The sequence below is a fragment of the Bradyrhizobium sp. UBA2491 genome (assembly GCF_002341725.1).
Classification (GTDB): Bacteria; Pseudomonadota; Alphaproteobacteria; order Rhizobiales; family Xanthobacteraceae; genus Bradyrhizobium.
Genome location: NZ_DDOP01000079.1, coordinates 136,519 through 160,325, shown reverse-complemented (window position 1 = coordinate 160,325; position 23,807 = coordinate 136,519). Strand labels below are relative to the sequence as shown.

Sequence of the window (23,807 nt, the reverse complement as noted above, 5' to 3'; positions counted from 1 at the left end):
GACGCGCCCGACGAACTCGGGACGCCTCTCCACTCTGTAAGACAGTTTGAGGCGGCCTAACGCGAAGCGCTTCGATGAAGAAATTTTTCAACTATGCGGAGAACCAGAACCGGCGGTCACGGTGAACTGAAAACCCGGCAGTAATTCAAGAGCCTATAGCGAAGCGCGAAACGATGACTCGAATGCCGTTGCGCTCGTCGCTGGCTGCGGAGTCAGCCGCCAGGGGCTGAGACCTTCGGCCGCGGGATCCGGCGTTCCGGCGGCTTTGCGGCCTTTGCCGCCTTTGCAGCACCGTCAAACAGCCCGAAATCGACCGAGCGTTCGCCCTGGGTCAGGACCAGCCGGCGCGGCTCGACCCGCTCGACCTTCCAGCCGCTGACATCGTCGCCGGTGCGCACGCGGATGACCTTGTCGCCGTTGCCGCCAGCGCGGATCGCGGCGCGCCCATCGCCGTTCTCGCTGACGATGCCGAGCACAACCACGCTCGGCGGCGGAGGTGGCGGCGGCGGTGGTTCCTGCCGCGCCACAGCCGCGACCGGCTTCGGCGGCGGCCGTCGCGTCGGCGAGAACAGCGGGTGCTCCGTGGTCGCATTCAGCTGCTGGAGCGGCTGCAACTGCACCGGATTGTTGGCGACAGCCCCGTTGGTCGATGGCGCGTCTGCCGCGTAGGCGAACGGCGCGCACAGCCAAAGCGCGACGGCCATCGACACTTGCATCTGCATTTGCCGCGCGATCGACATGCGCCTGCCGCTCGTTCTGCCGTTCCCAGTTTTGCTGCTTATGGATCTGCTCATGCGCTTCCCTGCGCAGCCCTCGACAGGCCGTCATCAACGCGTGCCACAATCAAACTGCGTCAGGCCCGTGTGCGTTGCAAGCCCTCGTTCGCGCGCAAGGCAAGAAGCTACGCGCGGCAGCCTGTATGCGTCAAATCGGTGAACACGAATCACAACTGCACATTGTCGTCATGCGCGCGGAGCGGAGACTGTTGTTACGCCGACGTCATTGAAGCCGAACACACTCCACACGGCCCGGTGGACGGCATCTTGCCGTTACCGCGGCTTTCCGCCGACACCCGAGACGGTCGAGAAGAAGCACATCGATATCAAAGGCGTGGCGTCATGCGTTCGAGTTGCATCCCTGCCGGCCTCGCGCCGCTGCTGCTCGGCGCCGTGCTCCTGGCCCTGGCGTGCAGCGTCGGGGCGGGGCAGGCGCTGGCCGCGTGCGAGTTGCATTCGCGCGGTGGCACAATTACGCGTGTGGTCCACATCCAGCTCGACAACGTGCATCTGCGTCGCGACAATCCGAATGTGCCGTCCGATCTCGAGCAGATGCCGCATTTGCGGAGTTTCCTGCAGCGCGACGGGATCATCGCCAGCAACCATCAGACCTCGCCGCTGGCGCAAAGGGCGCCCGACACCCTCACGATCCTGACCGGCTTGTTTGGCGACCGAATGGGCGTGCCGATCGGCGACAGCAGCGCCGCGTTCCGTGGCGACGGCAGCATCGGATTTGCCGGCGCATTGGCCTACTGGACCGCCACAGGCAGCGACGGCAAGCCACTGATGCTCGCCGACACCGGCAAGATGGCCCCGGCGCCGTGGGTGCCGTTCACCCGTGCCGGCTGCGATGTCGGCGCATTCGCAGTCACGGGCCTGACGTTACAGCAACTCGGCCCGGATGTGGCGACCGTGCTCGGAGCATCGGATGCACGCGCGGCGGCCGGCGATCCGAAGCAGGCGCGCGCGGATCTGCTCGGCATCGCCATCCACTGCGCCCGCGGCAGCCTGCTATGCGGCAACGTGCATGCGCGGCCTGATCCGCTGCCTGACGAGCCTGGCGGCTACGCCGGCTTCGCTACGCTGTTCGGCGACCGTCATGTGCAGCCGGTGATCTCGCCCAACGGGCCGGTAACGGATCTCGGCGGCGACGTCATCGCCGACGACGCTGGCCATTCAGGCTTCCCCGGTCCGTCCGAGACGACCTCCACGCAGTCGCTCGGCTATGCCGCGGCGATGCTGGAGGCCGGCGTGCCCGTGGTCTATGTGGCAATTGGCGACGCGCACAAACCTCCGGCTGCCGCCGCGCGCCGGCGCTCCTACGGCCCCGGCGAGCGCGATCACGTCGCAAGGCTCGCCGACGACGACGCAGCGTTTAAGGCATTCATCGAACGGCTCGCCGTGAGCGGGATCAACACGGGCAACACGCTGTTCATTGTCGTGCCCACGGGCAACGACCGGTTTTTCGGCGGGCCACCGAGCCCGCCCGCATGCGACGGCCGCACGCAGCCGTGCAGCTATCGCTCGATCGGCGCGATCGACGCCGCCCTCGATCGGTTGCTTGCGACCGAGCGCCGCAACGTGACGGCGTTCGACATCCAAAGTAGTAGCGCCCCGCCCTTCTACATCCACGGCAATCCAGCTTCCACCGATCCACTGACGCGCGTGTTTTCGCAAGATGTCGGCAAGCTCAGCGCACTCAATCCGCTGACCGGCAGGACCGACCGGCTGGCGGCGATGCTCGCCGACCGCGCGCAAATGCAGCTCATGCACATGATCACGGCGAGCCCCGCGCGCACGCCAAACCTGATCATGTTTGGCGATCCCGCCTATATCTACCGAGCGTCGGCAAGCCGCGCCGATTGCGCCGCGCCGCCTGCCTGCATCGCGATCGATTCGGATGTGAGTTGGGTAGGCGGCGACATCCAGCAGGTCCTTGCCGGCAGCTGGTTCGGCATGGCGGGTCCGGGCGTCGCTCAGCTTGGCGAGACGGCGGCAATCCCCTCGCATCATGCCGACCTGCGCCCCACGATGCTCGCGCTCGTGGGCCTGACCGACCGCTACGTCCACGATGGCGTAGTGCTGGTGGACATGCTCGAGAGCAACGCCCTGCCGACCGAACTCGCGAGTGGCCGCGACGCCTACGCGGGCCTGGCTCGCGCCTACAAGAGCCTCAACGATCCGCTCGGTCAGCTCAGCCGCAACAGCCTCGCGCTGGCAACCGGGGCCATTCAGGCCGGCGACACCAGTTATCAGCGTTATCTCGATGCGATCGGGGCGATCACCGACAGACGCGACGCCTTGGCGCGCGAGATCAACGCACAGCTCGACGGCACAGCGTTCGCGCACCGGTCGATCAATGCCGCCTCTGCCCGCGCCCTGGTCGGCCGCGCCGAGGCGCTGATCAACGCGGTCGAGGACCTCGCGGGTAGCAGTCTCGCGCCCGCCGTTCGTCCGTGGAAGGCGGCAAGCGATGCACACTGACACAGAGCCGCCGGCGCCGCGGGCACATCCCCGCGACGCGCGCAGAGGGAGAACATACGTGCAGCTTCCCGAACGATCCCGTCTCCCGCGCGCGGCGTCGCTCACCGTCATGGTTGGCCTGTGGCTCACGATCGGAGGCCTGCTGGGCGGCTGCATGATCGACAAGAGCGTCGATCTGCCGGGCCGTGATCAGGTCACTGATCCGATCCGCGATGCCGATCTGCGCGCGCGCTGGACCGGTCCGCTCGGCGGGACGTCCGGCGCGACGGCTTCGGCGCGTGCGGCACAGCCCATGGTGTTTCCAGGCACGGATCAGAATCCAACACCGGACCAGACGTCGCGCGAAGTCGGCACGACCGCAGCGACGCGCGTGGCGACTGCGGTGGACAGCGATGTCATGGCCGAAGGCAGCGGCGTCGAGCTGAACTTCGACAACGCCGATATCCCGACGGTGGTGAAGTCCGTGATCGGCGACGGCCTCGGATTCAACTACGTCATCGACCCGCGCGTGCAGGGCGTGATCACGTTGGCTTCTGCGCAAAGGATCCCGCGCAAGGACGTGCTGCCGCTCTTCGAGAGCGTGTTGCGCATGATGAATGCCGCAGTGGTGCGGGAGAACAATCTGATCAAGATCGTGCCGCTGCCGGAAGCCGCCGGTGCCGGCGTCGCCGGCTTCGGCGCCGGACAGCCCGGCTACGGCGTTTCGATCGTGCCCTTGCGCTACGTATCCGCTGCGACAATCGCCAAGACCGCGGAGAACTTCCTGTCGCGGCCGGGTGCCGTACGCGTCGACCAGGCGCGCAATGTGCTGTTGATTCAGGGCACCGCCTCCGAGCGCCAGGCCGCGGTCGGCGTGATCGGCGAGCTCGACGTGGAATGGCTGCGCAACCAATCGGTTGGGCTCTATCCGCTGAAATCGACCGCGCCCGAGACCATGATCCGCGAGCTCGACAAGGTGTTCGATACCGCCGAGGGCGGTCAGGGCCAGGGCGTCATCAAGTTCCAGCCGGTGACGCGCATGAACGCAGTGCTGGTGGTGAGCAAGAACAGCAAGATACTGGAACGCGCCACCCAATGGGTGCGGCGGCTCGACCGCTCCGACCCGACCGGCACCACGGTCCGCGTCTACAGCCTGCGCTTCGGCAACGCCCGCAACATTGCCCGTATCCTCAACGAGATGTTCGTCGGCCGCTCTTCCTCGCAAGCGGGCGGCGACAACCAGACCAGCGCCACCGCGCCCGGACAGAACGGAACGACGTCGCGGCTCGATTCGCTCGGCAGCGGCACGTTCAGCAGCAACAACAATAACAACACTCAAGGCACCAGCACCACCACGACGGGTGGCAGTACCGACAGCTCAGGCAATGCGAACAAGACCCAGGTCGGATTCGGCGACCGCAAGGACGACGACCAGGATACGACGGGCCCCAGCCAAGCCAATCTGGGCAGCCTTCCGCGTGGCATCTTCCAGAATGTCCGCATCACCGCGGACAAATCGACCAACGCGATCATGGTCTACTCCAACCAGGAGGATTACGTCGTGATCGAGCGCGCGCTGGAGCAGCTCGACCGGCCGCGGCTGCAAGTCGCCGTCGACGCCATGGTCGCCGAGGTCACGCTGACGAACGCTCTGCAATATGGCGTGCAGGCCTACCTGACCAGCGCCAACGCCGGCGCCGGACAGGACAAGGGATCCGTTGGCCTGTTTGCCGCTGCACAGTCCGCGACGCAAACCGCCCTGCTCTCGCGCGTGCTGCCCGGGTTCAATGCCGTGCTTGGCGCCGAAGCAAATCCCAAGCTGGTCCTGAACGCGCTCTCTACCTTGACGACCGTCAAGGTACTCTCGGCGCCCTCGCTGGTGGTCGCCGACAACGAGCCCGCGATCCTCGAGGTCGGCGATCAGGTGCCGATCTCGACCGGCAGCACCGTCACCGGGCTCAACGTGGTGAGCAGCATCAGCCGGCAGAACACCGGCATCATCCTGAAGGTCCTGCCGCACGTGCATCCGAACGGCTCGATCGAGCTCGAGATCGAGCAGGAAGTCTCCAACGTCGTCAATCCCGCCGGCGCGAGTGCCCAGAACCTGACGCCCACCATCTCGCAGCGGCGCATCCACTCGACGATTGCCACCAGCAGCGGCCAGACCGCGTTGCTCGGCGGCCTGATCAAGGAGGACGACGAGCGCACGGTGGCGGGACTGCCGGGCCTCAACGAGATCAAGTATCTGGGCGACCTGCTCAGCCAGAAGAACGACAGCAAGACCCGCTCGGAGATCATCGTCTTCGTCACCACCAAGATCGTGCGTAATCCGCACGACGCCCAGGTGGTTGCGGAGGAATTCCGCGAGCGCCTCGACAGCATGCGGCGCGCCCCCTCCGGCTTCGGCACGGTGCCCGCGGCACCGGCACCGGTCGCGCGCAAGTGAGGTGAAGATTGAAATCGCCGGTCGCGATGCTGTCATCCATGCTGACGCTGCTCGGAGCGGCGCTCGTCGGCACGGCCGCGGCGGCCGCCGAGCTGAGCATCGTGACCCTGAAGGACGACGTCACCATTCTTACGCTCGGCGGCGACGTCGCTGCGGGCGATACGGAGGCCGCCGAAGCGCTGATCAAGACCGCCAACGACGGCGACCGGCTGATCTCGGCAGTGCGGCTCGACTCGCCGGGCGGCAGCCTCGCCGAGGCAGTCAAGCTGGCCGGCCTGATCCGCAGGGCGAAGCTGCCGACCATGGTCGCGGCCGGATCGCGCTGTGCCTCCGCCTGCTTCATCGTGTTCGCCGCGGGAAACGAGAAATTCGCCAGCTACGACGCCGCAATCGGCGTCCACGGCGTATCGGACAAGTTCGGTCATGAAACCGCGCAAACCGAAGAGGCGACCATCGCGATGGCTCGTTTCGCGAGCGGTTTCGGCGTGCCGCCACGCATCATCGGCCAGATGGTGACGACACATGCCCACGAGATCGCATGGCTGACGCCCGACGATCTACGCGCCATGGGCACGATCATGACCGATCGACCCGCCCATCGCCCGCCTGCGGCATCGCCCGACGAGCGGTGGCTCTCCGGGCTCGACGTTCAACCGGACGACCGGGCAACGACCCGGCAGTCCCGGGAACGAAACGCTCAGCCCCGAGCGCGATGAAGCGAGATTGACGCATCATCATGAGGGTTTTCGGCAAGTCACTTCCCGCTTTGTCGATCGGGCCCTAGGTCAGCATCGAGATGATCGACTGAAGCTGATTGGATGCCGAGGTCACCAGTCCGTCGAACGACGTCTGGCCATGCGCCGCGGCGTGCAGGATGTATTCGGCAACCGCCGCCTTGAGACCGAACACCGATTGATCGGCCGGGACGCTTGCCATGACCGCTTCCAACGCATCGCGCATCGTCTGGATCAGTTCGGAGCTATACTTCATGGCTGCCCTCCGCACCGTCAGAATAGGCCGGGTGCGCGAACTGGCCACTCACAAGCCCGCGATTCCAGATTGCCATTTCTTAATCGATTCACGCGCAAGTGACCCAGCCAGACATCAGATCGTAATGCGATTCCATGGATCGCATCATGACCTAGAGATCCTTCTCGGCAAGCTTGCGGAAATCGTCGGGCACCGAGCGTGCGGCTTCCAGCGTCGCCGAGCCATATCCGATCGCGTCCCAGCCGAAGCGATCGCGGATCTTGTCGATCGCGCAATCGGCCGCCCAGCGGGCGATCCCCGGCGGGCTTCCAGGGCGAAGTGGCGCATCCTCTAGTCCGAGCGGCAGCTCCAGCGCGAGGTCCCAGTGCTCCTCGAGATGCGACACCGAGATGGCGAGCAGCGAGATGATCTTCTCACCCGGATGATCCGCGAGCGCAGCACGCACCAAATTCTCGGCGAGCCGGGCGATGATCACCGTCGTGAACACCGGCGCATCGAGCGTCATCGAGCGTGTCACCGACTTCAGGTCTGCGAAGCGAACGCGGACCGTCACGGTACGTCCCGGTCGGGATTTCGCGCGCAGCCGCGTGGCGACGCGGTCGGCGAGATGAAGCAGCGTCGGCCGAATGATCCGTTCGGTCGCGGGCTTGCGGCCGAGCGCCGATTGCGCACCGGCTGATCGCGCCCGCCGATGCGGCTTGAGTTGTCGTGGATCACGGTTCCAGGCCAGCGCCGCGAGTTTCTCGCCCGCCGCCGGGCCGAGCAGCCGCGTCAACGACCGCTCGGACAATCTTGCGAGCTGACCGATCGTCGAGACCCCGATCGCGTCCAGCCGCGTCCTGGTCACCGGTCCCACGCCCCACATCAGCTCGACCGGCAGATCGTGGAGGAATCTCAGCTCGGCGTCGGGATCAACCACGACCAACCCGTCGGGCTTGGCGACCTGCGACGCGATCTTTGCCAGATGCTTGGTGCGCGCGACGCCCACCGAGATCGGAAGACCGAGTTCGTTGCGCACCCGGCGCCGGATCTTCGCGGCGATGTCGGCGGGCGATCCGAACAGATGGGTACAGCCGGCCACGTCCGCGAACGCCTCGTCGATCGAGATGCGCTCGACCAGCGGCGTAAAATCGCCGACCACCGCAATCGCCGCATCGCCGAGTCGCTGGTAGTCGCTGAAATGGCCGCCGACAAAAATCAGTTGCGGACACAACTCGCGCGCCTGCCGTCCCGACATGCCGCCGTGAACGCCGAACGCCTTGGCTTCATAGGATGCCGCAAGCACCACCCCGCCACCGACGGCGATCGGCTTGCCCCGCAGCGACGGCTCGAGCAGCTGCTCGACCGATGCATAGAAGGCGTCCAGGTCGGCGTGGAGGATGGTGGCTGCGTCTGCCATCGCGATCCGTTCATCCCCGACGTGGTCAACGCGCTCGTCTTCACCTAGAACAAAATAAGAACACAGCAATCGCCGGTCAACCCGAAATTTGCCGTGGGGCTCCGAATGATGTCCCCGTTAACCACCACGGCTGCCCGGGTGTTTTGATAGGCAGGCTTCTTCGGGTAGATATCTGGAATGACCGATCACGCCCACCAGGTGGACTTCCAGGCCTCGGCCTCGCTTTACAAATGGCCTTCGCTCAACAACGCCAGGCGCGAGGACCGCATCCCCTACATGGTTGTCAGCACAACGCTCGACCAATGCATCCGGGATTTGATGGCGAAGCCTGAGAAGACGCGACACCTCTACGAGATCCGCACCACGGCGCAACCGCCCCTCGTCCCCGACGTGCTGTCGCCCGAGCACGTGATCGAACTCGCCAGGCTTCGCGAATATCTCTGAGACGTGCTGCTAGACCGCGCGGTTCTGCGTCGGGGAGCGGCCGCCGCCGTCGGCGACCAGCACCGCGCCCGTCACGAACGACGCCTCGTCGGAAGCCAGGAACAAGCAGCACGCCGCGATCTCGGCGGGCTCCGCCATCCGGCCCAGCGCGATCCGCCGTTCGACGCTGTGAAACTCGACGTCCGGCGTGGTGCCATTCTGGTCCGCGAGCAATTGCATCTCATAGGCGCTCATCGGCGTCCGCACCCAGCCCGGAGCCACGGCATTGGCGCGGATGCCGTCGGCGCCGTGCGCGTAGGCCAGCGAGCGCGTATAGGCGACCACCGCCGCCTTGCTGGCGGCATAGCTTGCGCTGTCCGGGCTGGCATTGAACGCGGCCACCGAGGCGACGTTGACGATCGCGCCGCCGCGCTGCTTGAGCAGCGGCAGCGATGCGCGGCAGACCCGCATCGTGCCGGTGAGGTTGACATCGAGTGTCCTGGCCCAGACCTCGTCGGAGACGCTTGCGGGCTGGTCCGGCACGATCAGGCCGGCAGCGTTGACGACGATGTCGAGCCACGCGCCGCAGGCGGCGACCGCCTTGGCAACATCGTCCGCGCGCGTAACGTCGCCACGCACCGCCTGCCCGCCGCACGCGGCCGCCGCGGCGTCGAGCTCGGCGTCACCGAGGCCAAACAGCACGACGCGCGCGCCGCTCAACGCCAGCAATGCCGCCGTGGCCCGCCCGATCCCGGTGGCTGCGCCCGTCACCAGCGCCGTCTTTCCATCCAGCCGCGGCATCAGATCACGATCCTGAGCAGCGGCAACCGGTCATCACAAGCGATCGTGCTCATCTACAGTCCCCACTGCCGTTCGACGGCAAACCCGGTCTCCGGCAGTGTCGAGCCGCCGTCGACGACGATGGTTTGCCCGGTGACGTATCTGGCCTCAACGGAGGCGAGATAGAGCATCGCGCAGGCGATGTCGTCGGCGCTGCCCATCCGCCCCATCGGAATGAAGCGTTCGAGCTTCGCCTTGTTCTCCGGCGCGCTCATGGTGCCGCGGCCGGGCTTCTCGATGAAGCCGGCCTCGACGCCGTTGACCGTGATGCCGTCGCGCGCCAGCTCGAACGCCGCGCCGCGGATGAATGCGTTGACGCCGGCCTTCGCCGCCGAGTAATGCGCGCCACCGCCCATCGCGACGCGCGCGGACACCGAGGAAGTCACGAGAACACGACCAAAGCCGATGGCGCGCATATGCGGAATTGCCGCCTGCGCGAGCCAGATGCTGGCGGTCAGATTCAGCGTCAGCGTCTCGTCGAGCTTCGCTTCGTCGAGCTCGTCGAGCGACGCCCATGGACAGCCGCCGGCATTGTGCACGACGATATCGAGCCGACCGTGTTGGGCAGCGACGCCGTCGATCATCGCCCGCAAGTCCTCCCGATCGAGCTTGTCGAACGGAACGCAATGCGCAGCAAGCCCATCCGCCACCAACTCGCGCGCCAGCGCCTCGGCCACGTCAGGCGTCCGGTTGGCGACCGCCACGGTGGCGCCGGCTTGCGCGAGCCGCGTCACGATGGCGGCGCCGATCCCCCTGCCACCGCCGGTAACGATGGCGACGCGACCTGCAAGATTGAACGGCGACGCCCGCATCAGATGGCTCCCGCGCCTCGCACCAGGTCGATGAACCGCCCGAACACCGCGGTGTGCTGGTCGACGTCCCGCGCCGACGTCGCCGGACACATCAGCAGCATGGTGTGGAACGGCGTCACCAGAATGCCCTCGTTCATGTAGAACGCATGCAGCAGGGTTTCGAGATCGGGCTGCCTGCCGGCGATGACGTCGGCGCCGCTGCGCGGCGGATGCGGCATGAACATGATCTCGGCGCGCGCGCCGATCTGCGTGACGTGCCATGGCAGACCGGCGGTCTCGATCAGGTGGCGCGCTTCCTGCGCGAGCCAGGTCGCGGCCCCGATCATCCGCTCGTAATTCGCCGAGCTCAGTACCTTCTCCAGCACCGCGCGCATGGTCGCGACCGTCAATGCGTTGCCGGCGAGCGTGCCGCCGAATCCGAGATGCGCGGACTGCCGCTCGCGCGGATTGACGTAGGGGACCTGTTTCCAGAGTCGCTCGGCGATCTCCTGGCTCAGACCGAACACGCCGGCGGGAATGCCACCCGCGATCGCCTTGCCGGCAACAAAAATGTCGGGCTCGAGCCCATGGCTTGCGGTGTAGCCGCCGGGTCCGCAGGACAGCGTATGGGTTTCGTCGATGATCAGGATGGTGCCGGCGCGGCGCGTCAGCTCGCGCAAGGTCTCGTGAAAACCTTCAGCGACCGGGATCATGCCGAAATTGGTCATCAGCGGCTCGGTCAGCACGCAGGCGACATCGCCCTGCGCCAGCGCTGCTGCCAGTGCCGCGACATCGTTGAACTCGACCACCCGGCTGACGGCATCATGATCGATGCCGTTGGGATGGATCATATTGCGCAGGCCGACCCTGCCGTCGCGGATCTCGACATGCGCCTCCTCGACGCCGCCATGATAGCAGCCGGAGAACACCAGTACCTTGCGGCGGCCGGTGATCATGCGCGAGATGCGGATCGCGGCGCGGTTGGCGTCGGTCGCCGACGTCGTCAGGGTCCAGTATTTCGGACCGAAGCGGCGCGACAGCTCGGCGCCGACCCAGAGACTGTCCTCGGTCGGCAGCATCATGGTCGTGCCACGCCTGAGCTGATCGAGCGCTGCCTCCGTCACCGCCTCGGGCGCGTGCCCACACATGCCGCCGGTGTCGCCGAGGCAAAAATCGATATAGTCGCGCCCGTCGATGTCCCTGATATGCGCCCCTTGCGCTTCCTCGGCATAAATCGGGAAGCCGCCCGCCCAGCGCCGCATCCAGTGCGATGGGCCGCCATAGAGGAAATGCTGCCGGCCTTCCTGCCATGCCGCGGCCGATCGCGGATGCAGCGCGCGAAAGCGTTCCTGCTCGGCATCGAGCAAACGGTTCAGAACGCCGGCGCGTTCAGTGGTTGCAGATGTCATAGCGCGATCCAGGCGGTCTTGAGGTCGGTATAGGCGTCGAGGGCGTGGAGCGACTTGTCGCGTCCGAAGCCGGATTGCTTGAAACCGCCGAGCGGCACCGTGATGTCGGCGCCGCCATAGGCGTTGACGTGAACGACGCCGGCCCTCACCGCGCGCACCATGCGATGCGCCGTCGACAGCGCGCCGGTCCACACCGCCGACGCAAGCCCATAGGGCGTCGCATTGGCCAGTGCGACGGCCTCTTCCTCGCTCTCGAACCGTGTGACCGACAGCACCGGCCCGAACACCTCCTCGCGCCACACCTCCATCGCCGGCGTCACCTCGGCGAGGATCGCGGGCGCCATGAAGTTTCCGCCGCTGTCGACGCGGATCTGCTCGCCGCCGATCAGCCGCTTCGCACCCTGCGCTTCTGCGCGGGCGACGGCGTCGAGGTTCTTGCGCAGCTGTACCTTGCTGGCGACGGCGCCGATATCGGACGTCAGATCGAGCGGATCTCCGACGCGGAGCCCGGCGGTGGCGTCGAGCAGCTCGGCCATGAAGCGGTCATAGATCGCCGACTGCACCAGCAGCCGCGAGCCGGCGACGCAGACCTGGCCCGAGTTGCGGAAGATGCCGTTGGCCGAGACCTTGGCCGCCTGCTTGATATCAGGCACGTCGGCGAACACGATGTTGGGCGACTTGCCGCCGAGCTCGAGATGGACGCGCTTCAGGTTCGAGCGCGCCGAACATTCCAGCAGCCGGCGGCCGACCGCGCCCGAGCCGGTGAAGGCCAGCACATCGACATCCATGTGCAGCGCCAGCGCTTCGCCGGCCGATGCGCCACGACCGGTGACGACGTTGAACACGCCGTCCGGCAACCCCGCCTCCGCCGCCAGCTCGGCAAGCCGCAGCAGCGTCAGCGAGGCAAGCTCCGGCGGCTTGACCACGACCGAATTTCCGGCGGCGAGCGCGGGGCCGATCTTCCACGCTCCGATCATCAGCGGGAAATTCCACGGCACGATCACGCCGACCACGCCGAGCGGTTCGCGATGCACGAGGCCGAGCACGTCGCCCGCGGTGGGCGCGATCTCGCCATAGACCTTGTCGATCGCCTCGGCGTAGTAGCGGATGCTGCCGGCCGCCGACAACGGTTCGGCCTTGTAGGCCATGCCGATCTCGGTGCCATTGTCGCGCACGCCAAGCACTGCGATCTCGAGCGCGTGCTGCTCGATCAGATCGGCGAACCGCAGCAGGACTTTCTTGCGCTGCGCCGGCGCGGCACGCGACCAGCCGCCCTGCTCGAACGCATCCCGGGCACGCTTCACCGCGCGGTCGATATCGCCGGCATTGCCGTCGGCGATCGTGGTCAGCAGCCGGCCGTCGATCGGCGACACCACGTCGATCCGCGCCTCGCCGAGCGCCGGCACCGCTCGGCCGCCGACAAAGAGTTGCTGGGCCGGAATGGCGGCCGACCGCAATCGATCGATCTGGGCTTGCTGCATGCGACTCGTTGTGTGCTGGCGGAGCAGCCCCCTCGGCGGGCGTGCTTACATGGTGCAATCCTCGCCAAATCAAGGCGTTGCCAGCAATCAACCGATAGGTGGATGTCACCACCGGGCCCATCCACATAGCGTGATCCCACGATGGCCGAGCGCTCCGTCTGCGCTGTGCAAACCGGTTGTCACCATCCCTTACGCCCGCCGGCGAGCCGAAGGTCATGCCCGAGATGACGCAGCCCCGCATTCTCCTGATCGGAACCGGCGACACCAAGGCCGACGAATTGCTGTTCATGAGCGAGTGCATCGCCCGTGCCGGCGGCAACACCATCATGATGGACATCAGCGTGCTCGGCGACCCGCCTTACCAGCCCGAGCACGACAAGCGCGCGGTCGCGGCCGCCGCCGAGACCACGATCGAAGCGATCGCATCGAGCGGCGACGAGAACTCCGCGATGTCCCTGATGGCGATCGGCGCCGCAAATCTCGCGCGCGAACTCGCGGCACAAGATGCCATCGACGGCGTGATCGCGATCGGCGGCACGATGGGCACCGACCTTGCGCTCGATGTCGCGCAAGCGCTACCGCTCGGCCTGCCGAAGCTGATCGTCTCGACGGTTGCATTCTCGCATCTGATCCCGCCCGAGCGCGTCGCCGCCGATCTGATGATGATCCTGTGGGCCGGCGGTCTCTATGGCCTCAACGGTACCTGCACCGCGGTGCTGTCGCAAGCCTGCGGCGCGATCGTCGGCGCGGCAAGGAGCGCGATCAAGCCGCGCAAGGACCGCCCGGTGGTTGCGATCACCTCGCTCGGCAAGAGCTGCCTGCGCTACATGGTCGAGCTCAAACCGCAGCTCGAGCGGCGCGGTTACGAAGTGGTCGTCTTCCACACCACCGGCATGGGCGGCCGCGCGATGGAATCGATCGCAGCTCAGCGCGGTTTCGCCGCGGTGCTGGATCTCAGTCTCCAGGAAGTCGCCAATCAGCTCACCGGCTCGGTGGTCAATTCCGGCGCTGATCGGTTGGAGAATGCCGGCCGGGCCGGCATTCCGCAGATCGTCGCCCCCGGCGCGGTCGACATGGTGGACTTCCCGGCATGGCTCGGGGTCCCGAGGGAGCTGTCGGATCGTCCGTTCCACGCGCATAACCGGCTGCTCGCCTCGGCCACGTCCGGGGCGGCCGATCGCCGCCGGATCGCGGGCGCGATTGCCGAAAAATTATCGCGCGCCAGCGCACCGGTTGCCTTCGTGCTGCCGGCCGGCGGCATCCAGCAATGGGACCGCGACGGCGAGGCGCTGCACGATCCCGACGCCCTCGCCGCCTTTGTCGACGCCATGCGGTCGGCGATCCGGGCGCCGGTCGAACTGCACGAGATCAAGGACCACATCAACAGTACGGCGTTCAACGAGACGGTGCTCGCGATCTTCGACCGATGGGTCGCGGCCGGCATCGTCCCGGCCGGCCGCGCTACGGTGGCCGCATGACGCGGCCGCTTGCCCAGGCCCTGGTACTCGATTTCGGCGGCGTCATCTCGAAGACCCTGTTCGAGACCCATGACCTGACCGAGCATGCGCTCGGGCTCGCGCCGTGCACGCTGAAATGGCTCGGCCCGTTCGCGCCCGACAGCGATCCGCTGTGGACGTCCATGCAGCGCGGCGAGATTTCGGAGCGCGACTATTGGCTGACCCGCAGCCGCGAGGTCGGGCGGATGGTCGGCGAAGACTGGCGCGACATGGAAACCTTCGTGAAGCGTGCGCGCGGCGCCGATCCCGAAACCGTGATCCGTCCCGAGGCGGCACGCGCGATCAATCTCGCCGCCGACGCCGGGTTCCGGCTCGCCATTCTGTCGAACGAGCTCGACCTGTTCTACGGTGCCGATTTCCGGTCCCGGCTTCCGATCCTCAAGCGTTTCGATACCATCGTCGACGCGACCCATACCGGGATTCTGAAACCCCACCCCCGTGCCTATCAAAGCGTGCTGGACGAACTGGCGCTGGAGGCGGACAATTGCGTGTTCGTCGACGACCAGCGCCGCAACATCACCGGCGCCGTTGCGTGCAACATGCGCACGGTGCTGTTTGACGTACGCAGCCCGGCCGCGTCCTACAGCGAGGCGCTGCGGCATTTCGGGCTGCAATTCGAGTAAGGCGTTTTTCGAGCGAATGGGTGAGAATCTGGAGCCCCGTTTCGATTCCGTCGGAACGAACAGGCCCTAGCCGGACAGAGAGCGATCATGCGCGACAGAAACTTCCTGGTTGAGAACAACGCCAAGCCGATCTGGCATCCGATGGCCCATCCCGCCGAGATGCGGGCGCAACCGCCACGGATCGTGATGAAGGGCGAAGGCGTCGAAGTCACCGATATCGACGGCAAGACCGTGATCGATGCGGTGGGCGGCCTGTGGAACGTCAACCTCGGCTACAGCTGCGATCCGATCAAGCGGGCAATCAACGAGCAGCTCAGTGCGCTGCCATACTATTCGGGCTTCCGCGGCACCTCGAGCGGTCCCGCGATCGAGCTCGCCTACGAGCTCACCGAATGGTTCAAGCCCGAGGGCATGGTGCGCGCCTTCTTTACGTCAGGTGGATCGGACTCGGTCGAGACCGCGCTGCGGCTCGCGCGGCAGTACTGGAAGATCAAGGGCCAGGCCGACCGCACCAAATTCCTGGCATTGAAGAAGGGCTATCACGGCACCCATTTCGGCGGCGCGTCCGTCAACGGCAACGCCAATTTCCGCCGCAACTATGAGCCGATGCTGCCGGGTGTCTTCCATATCCCGGCGCCGTCGACCTATCGCAATCCGTTCAACGAGAGCGATCCGGCAAAGCTCGCGCAGCTTTGCGCGGCAGCGATGGAGGAGGAGATCGCGTTCCAGGGCGGCGACACCATCGCGGCCTTCATCATGGAGCCGGTGCTCGGCGCCGGCGGCGTGATCGTGCCGCCGGACAACTTCATGAAGCTGGCACGCGAGATCTGCGATCGTCACGGCATCCTGATGATCGCGGACGAGGTCGTCACCGGCTTCGGGCGCACCGGCGCATGGTCGGGCTCGCGGCTGTGGGGCGTGAAGCCCGACATGATGACGATGGCCAAGGCGATCACCTCGGGCTACTTCCCGCTCGGCGCGACGCTGATCGGTGAAGCCGTCGCCGAGGCCTTCGAGGCCGACACCACGACCTTCGGCTCGATCGGCCATGGCTACACCTATTCGGGCCATCCGGTCGGCTGTGCTGCCGGCATCGCGGCGCTCGCCGAGACGCGCCGCCTCAAGCTGGACGAGAATGCCGCCGCGCGCGGCAAGGACCTCGCGCAGGCGCTGGCCGCGCTCAAAGCCAAGCACGCCCTCGTCGGCGACGTCAGGGGCAAGGGCCTGATGGCCGCGCTCGAGCTGGTTGCGGATCGCGACAGCAAGAAGCCGGCCGACAAGAAGACGATGGCGAAGGTCGCGGACAGCGCCTACGAGGCCGGCGTGATGCTGCGCGTTTCCGGCAACAACCTGATCCTGTCCCCGCCCCTGATCCTCACCGCGGCCGACGTCAAGCGGATCGCGGCAGGTATCGACGCCGGTCTGTCAGCGGCCGGCTGACAGCGCGCTCACGCACGCCATGGCGCGCTCGAACGGTGCGCCATCCACCCTGTCGCGGTCGAGGCAATCGGCCAGCGATGCCGCCGACATCCGCTGATCGGTGCAGAAGATCCGCATGAAGTCGGCCGCCAGCGCGACCTTGCGCGGCGCGGATTGGCGCGCCCAATCGCTGCTGCTCAGATAGAGCAAGGACGCATCGTCGGCGCTGCTTTCAGCGGTCGCGCCGCGCGCCGCCGGCTGCGTTGCCAACACCGCCAGCGCCGCAACAGTGACCACGCGGAAGCGCCGCGTCATTTGGCTGCCTTGGCATCGACCGCCGGCGGCACGTCGAGCGCCGGATTGCGATCGAAGAAGTTGAACGGGCGCAGCCGGAAGCCGTGCCACAGGCCGGGCATCACCGGCCAATCCTCGGCACGCGGCACGTGGCGGAAGCCCACCGTGTACCACAGCACGAGGTCGCGATCCTCGATCGGCCGCTTCGCCGCGGTCCATTTCGGCAGGCCATCGACCTCGGCATTTTCGTTGGGGTACTGGCCCGCAGCGTAGCGTTCGTCCCTGGCGTAGGCCGAGGTCCACAGCGTGTAGGCGCTGAAGCCGGCGCGCAACTGGATCGGATCATCCTTGGCAAGCAACGAGACGTCGGAGTGGCCGGGCATCAGCTGATAGCTGGTGCGGTAGCCCTGCTTGTTGGTCTTGGCGGTGCTCTCGATCCTGAATTGCGCCGCGTTCAGCGGCAGCGTGATCGGCCCTTCGGTCGCGACCGGCCTGGTCTCGACCTGCCACAGGCTCTTGCGCTGGCCTTCGTCGAGCCGGCGGACGCTGAAGCGATCCTCGACCAGCCGGTTCGAGGTGCCGTCGACATCCATGTCGATCCGGAACGTCATGTAGTGATCGTGGTTGACCGCCAGCAGCCGCTCGTCCACCAGCGTGCCATAGGCGGTATCCTGCTTGGCGGTCGGATCGCTCAGGGTCCGGCTCGCGACGCCCTTGGTCGCATCGATGCCGTAGGCGCCCAGCCGCACATCGATATTGCCGGCACGGTCGAACACATAGTCGACCAGATAGTCGTAATTGCCGACCACCGGCGCCATCCGCACCACCAGTTCGTTGTTCGGCCGCACCTCGGCGGTGTTGTTGAGCAATTCGCTGTGGCGCCAGATCGGATCACCGGTCGGACGCTCGAAGATGCAGACCGCACCCTTGGACACGACCGGATTGCCCTTGGTGTCCGAGATCGTGAGATCGAGGAAGTGCGCGCCTTCGGGACAATCCGCGCCGGGCTGCAATTCGCTGGAGAGCACGCCGAAACCGTATTCGCCGATATCCATATAGGCGCGGAACGACCAGGTCTGCGCTGGATCCATGTAGGGCACGAACATCTCGCTCGCCGACATCTGGTAGGCGATGTCGCGCAGCGTGCCGTGATCGTCGTAGCGGATCAGCGACAGCACGGCGCCGACACGCGGCTCGAGGCGGACGTGGAACGACCAATTGTCCCAGTGCACCTGGCCGCTCTCGACATGCACGTTGCTGCCTTGCGGCGCCGTGATCTCGATCGGTTTCGGCAGCTTGCGGTATTTGCCGGAGTCGGCATAAGCGTGCGATGGGGTCTGGGCCGGCGGTGGCACCACGCCGAGATCGGTCACCGACAGCACGGTCTTGCTCTTGAGATCGACCTGGGCGACCAGATTCTCGATCGGCTTGCCCCAGAGATTGTTGCCCGCACCCGTCGTGTCGACGCAGGGGACATTGAGCAGGCGGCGGCCCTTCAGGGCGGGATCGGTCACCGGCCCGACCGTCAGCGGCAGGCACAACACATTCTTGAAGTCGGTGATGCCGCGCTTGGCCATCGCGGCGATCCAGCGCGGGTCCTGCTTCGGCAGGTCGCCGGACGACATCAGTTCGTCGATCGTCAGCGCCGCTTCATGATCCTGGACCTCGTCCCAGCCGAGCAGGCGCCGCGCCGCGAGATCGATATGCGCCTCGTAGAGATGGCCGCCGTGCAGCAGCGTCGCGATCGCCCGCCGCATGAACGGCTGTCCCGGCCGCCATGCCCGCACCTCGTCCTTGGGATCCTCGTCGAGCGCCATCGAGACGACCCGCGTGGCGTCGTCGAACTTGCCGGCCCCACGCAGGACGTCGGTGACCGAGCGGATCTCATCCGTGGTCAGCCCGTCCATCGGGTGCATCGCGGCGACCTGTGGCCACATCCTGCGCTCGGCCTGCGACGGCTGCGGCAAAGCGAGCGTTGCGACGGCCGCACCGGCCAGGGCCCATCGACCGACCCGGGATAACAGAGCCATTGCGCCCTCTCCTCAAAACTGGAGTCGTCAGAATACAGGCAATGGTGACGGCGTGAAGGCCCGCCTCACCCGGTAACCCGTTCCGACGCGCCGGGCAGGATCGTGGCCGTGACCGGGCGTGGCGGCGTCCGGTGCACATCGAGCAGCCGCAGACCCATGCGGTCGCGCAAGGCCGGCCAGATGCCGCGCGGCGCCACCATCATCACGACCACCGCGATGATGCCGAGCCCGACCAGATACCAGCCGCCGGACAGGCCGAGCGGCCCGGTCATCAATTCGCGCAGGCCGAAGAAGATGATGACCCCGAGGATCGGGCCTTCAAGCGTGCCGATGCCGCCGATGATCACGATGAACATCATGTAGACCGACCAGTTGACGTCGAAGGCAGCGAGCGGCGCGATGAACAGATTGCCCATGAAGCTGAGCGCGCCGGCGAGCCCGCATCCCGCCGCCGAAAGCACGAAGGCGATGAAGCGGTTGTGCCGCACGTCGACCCCGACGCTCATCGCGGCAAGATCATTGTCGCGCACGCTCATCAGCCCGAGCCCGAAGCTCGAGGTCATCATCTTGTACAGCGCCGCGATCGTGATCAGCGTCAGGCTGCCGGCGAGCCAGAACATCGTGGGCTCGAACCAGTCGAAATCGATCAGCTTGCTGGTGGCGAGCGGCACGCCCGAGGTGCCGCCGACCGCCTGCGACTTCATCGTGAACGCGCCGATGATCTCGGCGAACACCCACATCGCGATCGAGAAATAGGCGTCGCGCAGTCGAAACAGCGGAAAGGCGATGATCGCCGCAACCGCCGCCGCGACCAGCGGCGCCACCGGCAGCACCCAGATCGGCGTGACCTCGAGCCATCCCGAGGTCAGGAACAGCGCATAGGCGCCGAAGGCGATGAACACCTGGTGGCCGAGCGAGACCAGCCCGGCATAGCCCGCCAGCAGGTTCCACATCTGCGCCATGGTCAGCAGCAGCAGGCATTCGGTTGCGAGCCGCAGGACGCCTTCGTTCAGCGCGAACGGCGCGCCTGCGATCACCGCAACGAGAACGATCGCGCTCGCCAGCAGAATTGTTCGTCTCGGCATCGGCGTCACACCTTGCTCGACACGAGGCCGGACGGACGGATCAACAGCATGATGAAGAACAACAGATGTGCATAGAGCAGCCCGGCATTGGGATCGATCTTCAGCCCGATCAGTTGCGCCATGCCGAGCGCGATACCGCCGAGCAGCGCACCCCAGAACGAGCCGAGCCCGCCGAGCACCACGACCTCGAACGCGATCAATAGCCGCTCGGCACCCGAGAACGGGGTGAAGCTCGAGCGCACCGCGAGCAGGACGCCGCCGATCGCACCGAGCGCCAGCGACAGACCCATGACATAGTTATAGACCCGATCGGGCTTGACGCCGGACAGACGGACGATGTCGCGGCGGTCGGCGGTGGCGCGCACGATGCGGCCGAACTCGGTGTGGCGCAGCACCAGCTGCAACGCCACGAACAACAGCGCCGCCAACACCAGCGTCAGCAGCGGCATGATGCCGATGTTGAGACCGCCGATCTCGAGGCTGGCGCGCGACAGCTCGCCGACTTGCAAGCTACGCACGTCGGCGCCGAACACCTCGACCATCACGTTGCGCAGGATCACCGAGACGCCGAAGGTCAACAGCAAGGGCGACAGCGGATCGGGCGACGTCACCACCCGGTTGACGATGACGGCCTGGTAAAGCCAGCCGACCGCAAAGGACAGCGCGAGCACCGGGATCAGCATCAGCAGCGGCGGCACCGCCGGAAACAGATTGGCCAGCAGCACCGCGCAGAACGCGCTCAGCACCATGAATTCGCCGTGTGCGATGTTGACGACGCGCATCACGCCGAACACCAGCGCGAGTCCGATGCCGAGCAGCGCGTAAAGCCCGCCCAGCAGGGCGCCGTTGATCAATGTCTCAACCCAGATCATGTTCGTTGCCAACCTTGGCTAGTTTCTTGGCTAGTTTCCGAAATAGGCGTGCGTCAGCTGCTCCGGCTGCAACCCTTGCGCCGGGCCGGTCAACGACACCCGCCCCTTCAACAGGCAATAAATCCGCTCGGAGGTCGCAAGCGCGCGCTTGACGTCCTGCTCGACCAGCACGACGGCGGTGCCCTCGCGGCGGATGTCGGCAAACGAGCGATAGATCTGCTCGACTACCACCGGCGCGAGCCCGAGCGAGATCTCGTCGCACAGCAGGAGCCGTGGATTCGACATCAGCGCGCGGCCAATCGCCGCCATCTGCTGCTGGCCGCCGGAGAGCTGGCCCGGAAACATCCGCCGCCGCTCCTCCAGGATCGGGAACAGGTCGAACACTCGCCGCAGGGTCCAGCTGCCCTTGCGCCGGTTGACGCTACCCATCAGCAGGTTCTCCTCGATGGTCAGCGAGTCGAACAGCAACCGGCCCTCCGGCACCATGATCAGGCCGAGCCGCGACACATCTTCGGCCGGCATCTGCGAGATGTCGATGCCGTCGAAAACCACCGCTCCGCGCCGCTCCTCGTTGAGCCCGACCAGCGCCTTCAGGAATGTGGACTTGCCGGCGCCGTTGGCGCCGACCAGCGCCACCGCCTCGCCGTCCGCGACGGTGAAGTTCATGTCGAACACAGCCTGGAGATCGCCATAGAAGATTTGCAGGCCGTTCACATCAAGCAACGCCATCGGCCTTCAATCCCATGTAGATCTCGCGCACCACCGCGCTGTCCATCACCTCGGCCGGCGGCCCTTCGAGCACCTTGCGGCCGAAATCGAGCACCAGGATGCGATCCGACACCGCCCGCAGCGCATGCGGAATGTGCTCGATCCAGATCATGGCGTGATCCGCCTTGACCGATTTGATGATCGCGACCAGCCGCTCGACCTCGGGCTCAGTCAGGCCGGCGGCAATCTCGTCGAGCAGGATCAGCTTCGGCTTCGAGGCCAGCGCCTTGGCGAATTCCAGCCGCTTGCGGTCGATCAGCGGCAACGCGCCGGCGAGCTTGTCGGCCTTGGCGTCGAGCCCGGTCCGCTGCAACACCTCCATGGTCCAGTTCGACGCTGCCTCGCCATACAGGCCCGCGCCATAGGATGCGGCGACCAGCGCGTTCTCATAGACCGACAGATGCGGAAACGGCTGCGGAATCTGGAACGCCCGCCCGAGCCCCATTCGTGCCCTTTGGTGCGGCGGTAGCCCTGTGATCTCCTTGTCGTCCAGCATGATCGAACCACCGTCGGTCGTGAGCAGGCCGACGATCAGGTTCAACAGCGAGCTCTTGCCGGCGCCGTTCGGGCCGATCACGCCAAGGCATTCGCCGCGCGCCAGCTCGAAGCTGACGCCGTCGGCGACCACGATCTCGCCAAAGCGCTTGGCCAGCTCGCTGACGCGCAGAAGCGGTGGACGATCGCTGATGGGAATCGGCACGATCAGTGTCTCCACAAACTCGTCATGCCCGGGCTCGTCCCGGTCATCCACGTCTTCATGTCCGCGCAAAGAAACACGTGGATGGCCGGGACAAGCCCGGCCATGACGGTGTCCAGGAGCCCGTTCATTCCAAGCAAGACAGAAGTGCGCAGAAGCGGCGCCATCTCAGGCGAGCTTCGACAACAGCTGGAGATCGGCCTGCTTCGGGATGAACGGCGCGGTGCCGTTGTGCACGATCAGGAGCTCGTATTTCGACTTGCCGCCCTTGGTCTTGCGCCATTGCCCGCCGGACAGCGAGGTCACCGCGACGTTCTTGATCGGGCTGTCCTTGAACTTGACGCGGCCGACCACGGTCTCCATGTCGAGGCCCGCGATCGCATCGCGCAGCGAATTCTTGTCCTTGGGATCGCTGTTCTGCAACGCCGCCAGCCCGACCTCCCACAACGCATGGGCGTAACCGATCGGCTGGGTCCATTGCTTGCCGGTGGTCTTCTCCCATTCGGCCGCGAGTTCGGCGGCGCTCTGTCCGGTCAGCGACGATTTGAACGGATAGGCCGGCGTCCACCACACCTCGGTCGACATGCCGTCGCCGCGATCGCCCAGCGCGTTCACCGCTGCCGGGAACAGGAAGGCCGCGGCCACCGTGCAGATCTGGGGCTTGAAGCCAGCCTGCGCGGCCTGGTTCCACAGCGTCACCCAGTGATTGCTGAAGGTGAAGCCGGAGACGATGTCGACGCCATTGTTCTTGAACAGCGCGATCTGGTTGGTGAAATCGTCGGTTGCGATCTGGAATTTGCCGGCCGAGAATTCCTGATAGCCGGCCGCCGAGATGCCCGCCGGCAGCCCGAGCTTCGGATCGGAGAACGCCTGGCCCGGCGGATTGTCGATATAGAGCGTGCCGACCTTCTTGTTGGTCTCGACCGACTGCCACATGCCGAGGAAATTTCGCGCGACGTCGTCGGCACCCCAGAAGAAGTGGTAGCTGTAGGGGAAACCCTTGTCCGGCGTCGACTTCCGCGGGAACATCCAGCCCTGCCACGGCACCTGGGTCGAGATCGTGGGAATGCCGCGGGCGTCGGCGAGCTCCTGCACCGGCGGCTGGGCGTCGCCGTCCTCGATCAGGATCAGGTCGCATTTTTCACGGAGCACCAATTCACTCGCGATCACCGACGAACGGTTCGGATCGGACTGGTTGTCCTTGAACACCAGCTCGACCTGATAGGTCTTGCCGCCGATCTTCAGACCGTCCTTCAGCCGCGCCTTGATGCGCTCATGGATCCAGGGATCGGGCTCGGCGAATTGCGCGCGGACGCCGGACAGGCACCCGACCCAGCCGATCTTGATGGTGTTGCCGGCGGCACGCGCGACGTTGACCAGCGGCACGTTCATCGCCGATGCGAGGCCAGTGGCGCCGGCCGCCTTCAGCAGCGTGCGCCGGTCGAGCCGGCCGGATGTCTTGTCATTTTTTATCTCAGTCATGT

General features: G+C 66.2%; 21 protein-coding genes. 7 read left to right on the top strand and 14 right to left on the bottom strand.

Annotated features, from left to right (window positions below; all coding sequences use genetic code 11):
• Nucleotides 1–212 precede the first annotated feature (212 nt).
• Nucleotides 213–704, bottom strand: a complete 492-nt coding sequence (locus B2W55_RS27395) for a hypothetical protein (protein ID WP_145987178.1) — start codon at nt 702–704, stop codon at nt 213–215.
• Nucleotides 705–1,118: 414 nt separating this feature from the next.
• Between B2W55_RS27395 and B2W55_RS27390 the strand changes: the two genes are divergently transcribed.
• Genes B2W55_RS27390 through B2W55_RS27380 form a run of 3 tightly spaced genes read left to right on the top strand, consistent with a single transcriptional unit; the run spans nt 1,119 to nt 6,401 of the window.
• Nucleotides 1,119–3,260, top strand: coding sequence for a hypothetical protein (locus tag B2W55_RS27390; RefSeq protein WP_024579792.1), 2,142 nt, complete (start codon nt 1,119–1,121; stop codon nt 3,258–3,260).
• Nucleotides 3,261–3,318: 58 nt separating this feature from the next.
• Nucleotides 3,319–5,685, top strand: a complete 2,367-nt coding sequence (gene gspD / locus B2W55_RS27385; RefSeq protein ID WP_029878878.1) for a type II secretion system secretin GspD — start codon at nt 3,319–3,321, stop codon at nt 5,683–5,685.
• Between the two features lie 8 nt (nt 5,686–5,693).
• On the top strand, nt 5,694–6,401 hold the full coding sequence (locus tag B2W55_RS27380) for a hypothetical protein (RefSeq protein ID WP_152537191.1): 708 nt from the start codon (nt 5,694–5,696) through the stop codon (nt 6,399–6,401).
• A 64-nt stretch (nt 6,402–6,465) separates the two neighbouring features.
• On the opposite strand, the gene B2W55_RS27375 is transcribed toward B2W55_RS27380, so the two are convergent.
• Nucleotides 6,466–6,675 carry a hypothetical protein gene (locus B2W55_RS27375; protein WP_024579789.1) on the bottom strand — a complete coding sequence of 70 codons (210 nt, stop codon included), beginning with the start codon at nt 6,673–6,675 and terminating at the stop codon, nt 6,466–6,468.
• A 151-nt stretch (nt 6,676–6,826) separates the two neighbouring features.
• Nucleotides 6,827–8,074 (bottom strand): DNA polymerase IV, encoded by a 1,248-nt coding sequence (gene dinB / locus B2W55_RS27370; RefSeq protein ID WP_024579788.1) that lies wholly within the window; start codon nt 8,072–8,074, stop codon nt 6,827–6,829.
• 177 nt (nt 8,075–8,251) lie between these two features.
• On the opposite strand from dinB, the gene B2W55_RS27365 reads away from it, so the two are divergent.
• Nucleotides 8,252–8,518: a hypothetical protein gene (locus B2W55_RS27365; protein ID WP_024579787.1), complete on the top strand. Its 267-nt coding sequence runs from the start codon at nt 8,252–8,254 to the stop codon at nt 8,516–8,518.
• Between the two features lie 9 nt (nt 8,519–8,527).
• Here the strand turns inward: B2W55_RS27365 and B2W55_RS27360 are convergent, their stop codons facing one another.
• From B2W55_RS27360 to B2W55_RS27345, 4 genes are read right to left on the bottom strand one after another with little or no spacing between them, the layout of a single operon-like run.
• Nucleotides 8,528–9,298, bottom strand: coding sequence for an SDR family NAD(P)-dependent oxidoreductase (locus tag B2W55_RS27360; RefSeq protein WP_024579786.1), 771 nt, complete (start codon nt 9,296–9,298; stop codon nt 8,528–8,530).
• A 53-nt stretch (nt 9,299–9,351) separates the two neighbouring features.
• Nucleotides 9,352–10,149, bottom strand: coding sequence for an SDR family oxidoreductase (locus B2W55_RS27355; protein WP_024579785.1), 798 nt, complete (start codon nt 10,147–10,149; stop codon nt 9,352–9,354).
• A complete protein-coding gene (locus B2W55_RS27350) occupies nt 10,149–11,537 on the bottom strand; it encodes a transaminase (RefSeq protein ID WP_024579784.1) in 1,389 nt (462 codons plus the stop codon). The genes B2W55_RS27355 and B2W55_RS27350 overlap by 1 nt, the downstream gene beginning before the upstream one ends.
• Nucleotides 11,534–13,018 (bottom strand): aldehyde dehydrogenase, encoded by a 1,485-nt coding sequence (locus B2W55_RS27345; RefSeq protein ID WP_024579783.1) that lies wholly within the window; start codon nt 13,016–13,018, stop codon nt 11,534–11,536. Before B2W55_RS27345 ends, B2W55_RS27350 begins: the two co-directional genes overlap by 4 nt.
• 215 nt (nt 13,019–13,233) lie before the next feature.
• Here B2W55_RS27345 and B2W55_RS27340 point away from each other — a divergent pair, with 215 nt between their 5' ends.
• From B2W55_RS27340 to B2W55_RS27330, 3 genes are all read left to right on the top strand, one after another.
• Complete coding sequence (locus tag B2W55_RS27340) at nt 13,234–14,496, top strand: Tm-1-like ATP-binding domain-containing protein (RefSeq protein ID WP_024579782.1); 1,263 nt, start codon at nt 13,234–13,236, stop codon at nt 14,494–14,496.
• Nucleotides 14,493–15,158, top strand: coding sequence for an HAD family hydrolase (locus B2W55_RS27335; protein WP_024579781.1), 666 nt, complete (start codon nt 14,493–14,495; stop codon nt 15,156–15,158). Before B2W55_RS27340 ends, B2W55_RS27335 begins: the two co-directional genes overlap by 4 nt.
• Before the next feature lie 87 nt (nt 15,159–15,245).
• Entirely contained in the window at nt 15,246–16,598 is a 1,353-nt protein-coding gene (locus B2W55_RS27330) for an aminotransferase class III-fold pyridoxal phosphate-dependent enzyme (RefSeq protein WP_024579780.1), read from the top strand.
• On the opposite strand, the gene B2W55_RS27325 is transcribed toward B2W55_RS27330, so the two are convergent.
• The 7 genes from B2W55_RS27325 to B2W55_RS27295 all read right to left on the bottom strand — a co-directional run bounded on the left by B2W55_RS27325 (nt 16,584) and on the right by B2W55_RS27295 (nt 23,805).
• Entirely contained in the window at nt 16,584–16,892 is a 309-nt protein-coding gene (locus tag B2W55_RS27325; RefSeq protein ID WP_024579779.1) for a hypothetical protein, read from the bottom strand. The genes B2W55_RS27330 and B2W55_RS27325 overlap by 15 nt on opposite strands.
• Nucleotides 16,889–18,901: a hypothetical protein gene (locus tag B2W55_RS27320; protein WP_080891068.1), complete on the bottom strand. Its 2,013-nt coding sequence runs from the start codon at nt 18,899–18,901 to the stop codon at nt 16,889–16,891. Before B2W55_RS27320 ends, B2W55_RS27325 begins: the two co-directional genes overlap by 4 nt.
• Nucleotides 18,902–18,966: 65 nt before the next feature.
• Nucleotides 18,967–19,986 (bottom strand): branched-chain amino acid ABC transporter permease, encoded by a 1,020-nt coding sequence (locus B2W55_RS27315; protein ID WP_043855619.1) that lies wholly within the window; start codon nt 19,984–19,986, stop codon nt 18,967–18,969.
• 5 nt (nt 19,987–19,991) lie between these two features.
• The gene (locus tag B2W55_RS27310) at nt 19,992–20,858 is read right to left on the bottom strand and encodes a branched-chain amino acid ABC transporter permease (protein ID WP_024579776.1); all 867 of its coding nucleotides are present in this window, start codon (nt 20,856–20,858) and stop codon (nt 19,992–19,994) included.
• A gap of 30 nt (nt 20,859–20,888) precedes the next feature.
• The gene (locus B2W55_RS27305) at nt 20,889–21,587 is read right to left on the bottom strand and encodes an ABC transporter ATP-binding protein (RefSeq protein ID WP_024579775.1); all 699 of its coding nucleotides are present in this window, start codon (nt 21,585–21,587) and stop codon (nt 20,889–20,891) included.
• Nucleotides 21,574–22,326, bottom strand: a complete 753-nt coding sequence (locus B2W55_RS27300) for an ABC transporter ATP-binding protein (RefSeq protein ID WP_244442147.1) — start codon at nt 22,324–22,326, stop codon at nt 21,574–21,576. Before B2W55_RS27300 ends, B2W55_RS27305 begins: the two co-directional genes overlap by 14 nt.
• A gap of 165 nt (nt 22,327–22,491) precedes the next feature.
• Complete coding sequence (locus B2W55_RS27295) at nt 22,492–23,805, bottom strand: ABC transporter substrate-binding protein (RefSeq protein ID WP_029878875.1); 1,314 nt, start codon at nt 23,803–23,805, stop codon at nt 22,492–22,494.
• Nucleotides 23,806–23,807: the final 2 nt, after the last annotated feature.

Coding starts and splice junctions, on each gene's coding strand:
- B2W55_RS27395 (WP_145987178.1), bottom strand. CDS start 704: ATGGCCGTCGCGCTTTGGCTGTGCGCGCCGTTCGCCTACGCGGCAGAC.
- B2W55_RS27390 (WP_024579792.1), top strand. CDS start 1,119: ATGCGTTCGAGTTGCATCCCTGCCGGCCTCGCGCCGCTGCTGCTCGGC.
- B2W55_RS27375 (WP_024579789.1), bottom strand. CDS start 6,675: ATGAAGTATAGCTCCGAACTGATCCAGACGATGCGCGATGCGTTGGAA.
- dinB (WP_024579788.1), bottom strand. CDS start 8,074: ATGGCAGACGCAGCCACCATCCTCCACGCCGACCTGGACGCCTTCTAT.
- B2W55_RS27365 (WP_024579787.1), top strand. CDS start 8,252: ATGACCGATCACGCCCACCAGGTGGACTTCCAGGCCTCGGCCTCGCTT.
- B2W55_RS27360 (WP_024579786.1), bottom strand. CDS start 9,298: ATGCCGCGGCTGGATGGAAAGACGGCGCTGGTGACGGGCGCAGCCACC.
- B2W55_RS27355 (WP_024579785.1), bottom strand. CDS start 10,149: ATGCGGGCGTCGCCGTTCAATCTTGCAGGTCGCGTCGCCATCGTTACC.
- B2W55_RS27350 (WP_024579784.1), bottom strand. CDS start 11,537: ATGACATCTGCAACCACTGAACGCGCCGGCGTTCTGAACCGTTTGCTC.
- B2W55_RS27345 (WP_024579783.1), bottom strand. CDS start 13,018: ATGCAGCAAGCCCAGATCGATCGATTGCGGTCGGCCGCCATTCCGGCC.
- B2W55_RS27340 (WP_024579782.1), top strand. CDS start 13,234: ATGCCCGAGATGACGCAGCCCCGCATTCTCCTGATCGGAACCGGCGAC.
- B2W55_RS27335 (WP_024579781.1), top strand. CDS start 14,493: ATGACGCGGCCGCTTGCCCAGGCCCTGGTACTCGATTTCGGCGGCGTC.
- B2W55_RS27330 (WP_024579780.1), top strand. CDS start 15,246: ATGCGCGACAGAAACTTCCTGGTTGAGAACAACGCCAAGCCGATCTGG.
- B2W55_RS27325 (WP_024579779.1), bottom strand. CDS start 16,892: ATGACGCGGCGCTTCCGCGTGGTCACTGTTGCGGCGCTGGCGGTGTTG.
- B2W55_RS27320 (WP_080891068.1), bottom strand. CDS start 18,901: ATGGCTCTGTTATCCCGGGTCGGTCGATGGGCCCTGGCCGGTGCGGCC.
- B2W55_RS27315 (WP_043855619.1), bottom strand. CDS start 19,986: ATGCCGAGACGAACAATTCTGCTGGCGAGCGCGATCGTTCTCGTTGCG.
- B2W55_RS27310 (WP_024579776.1), bottom strand. CDS start 20,858: ATGATCTGGGTTGAGACATTGATCAACGGCGCCCTGCTGGGCGGGCTT.
- B2W55_RS27305 (WP_024579775.1), bottom strand. CDS start 21,587: ATGGCGTTGCTTGATGTGAACGGCCTGCAAATCTTCTATGGCGATCTC.
- B2W55_RS27295 (WP_029878875.1), bottom strand. CDS start 23,805: ATGACTGAGATAAAAAATGACAAGACATCCGGCCGGCTCGACCGGCGC.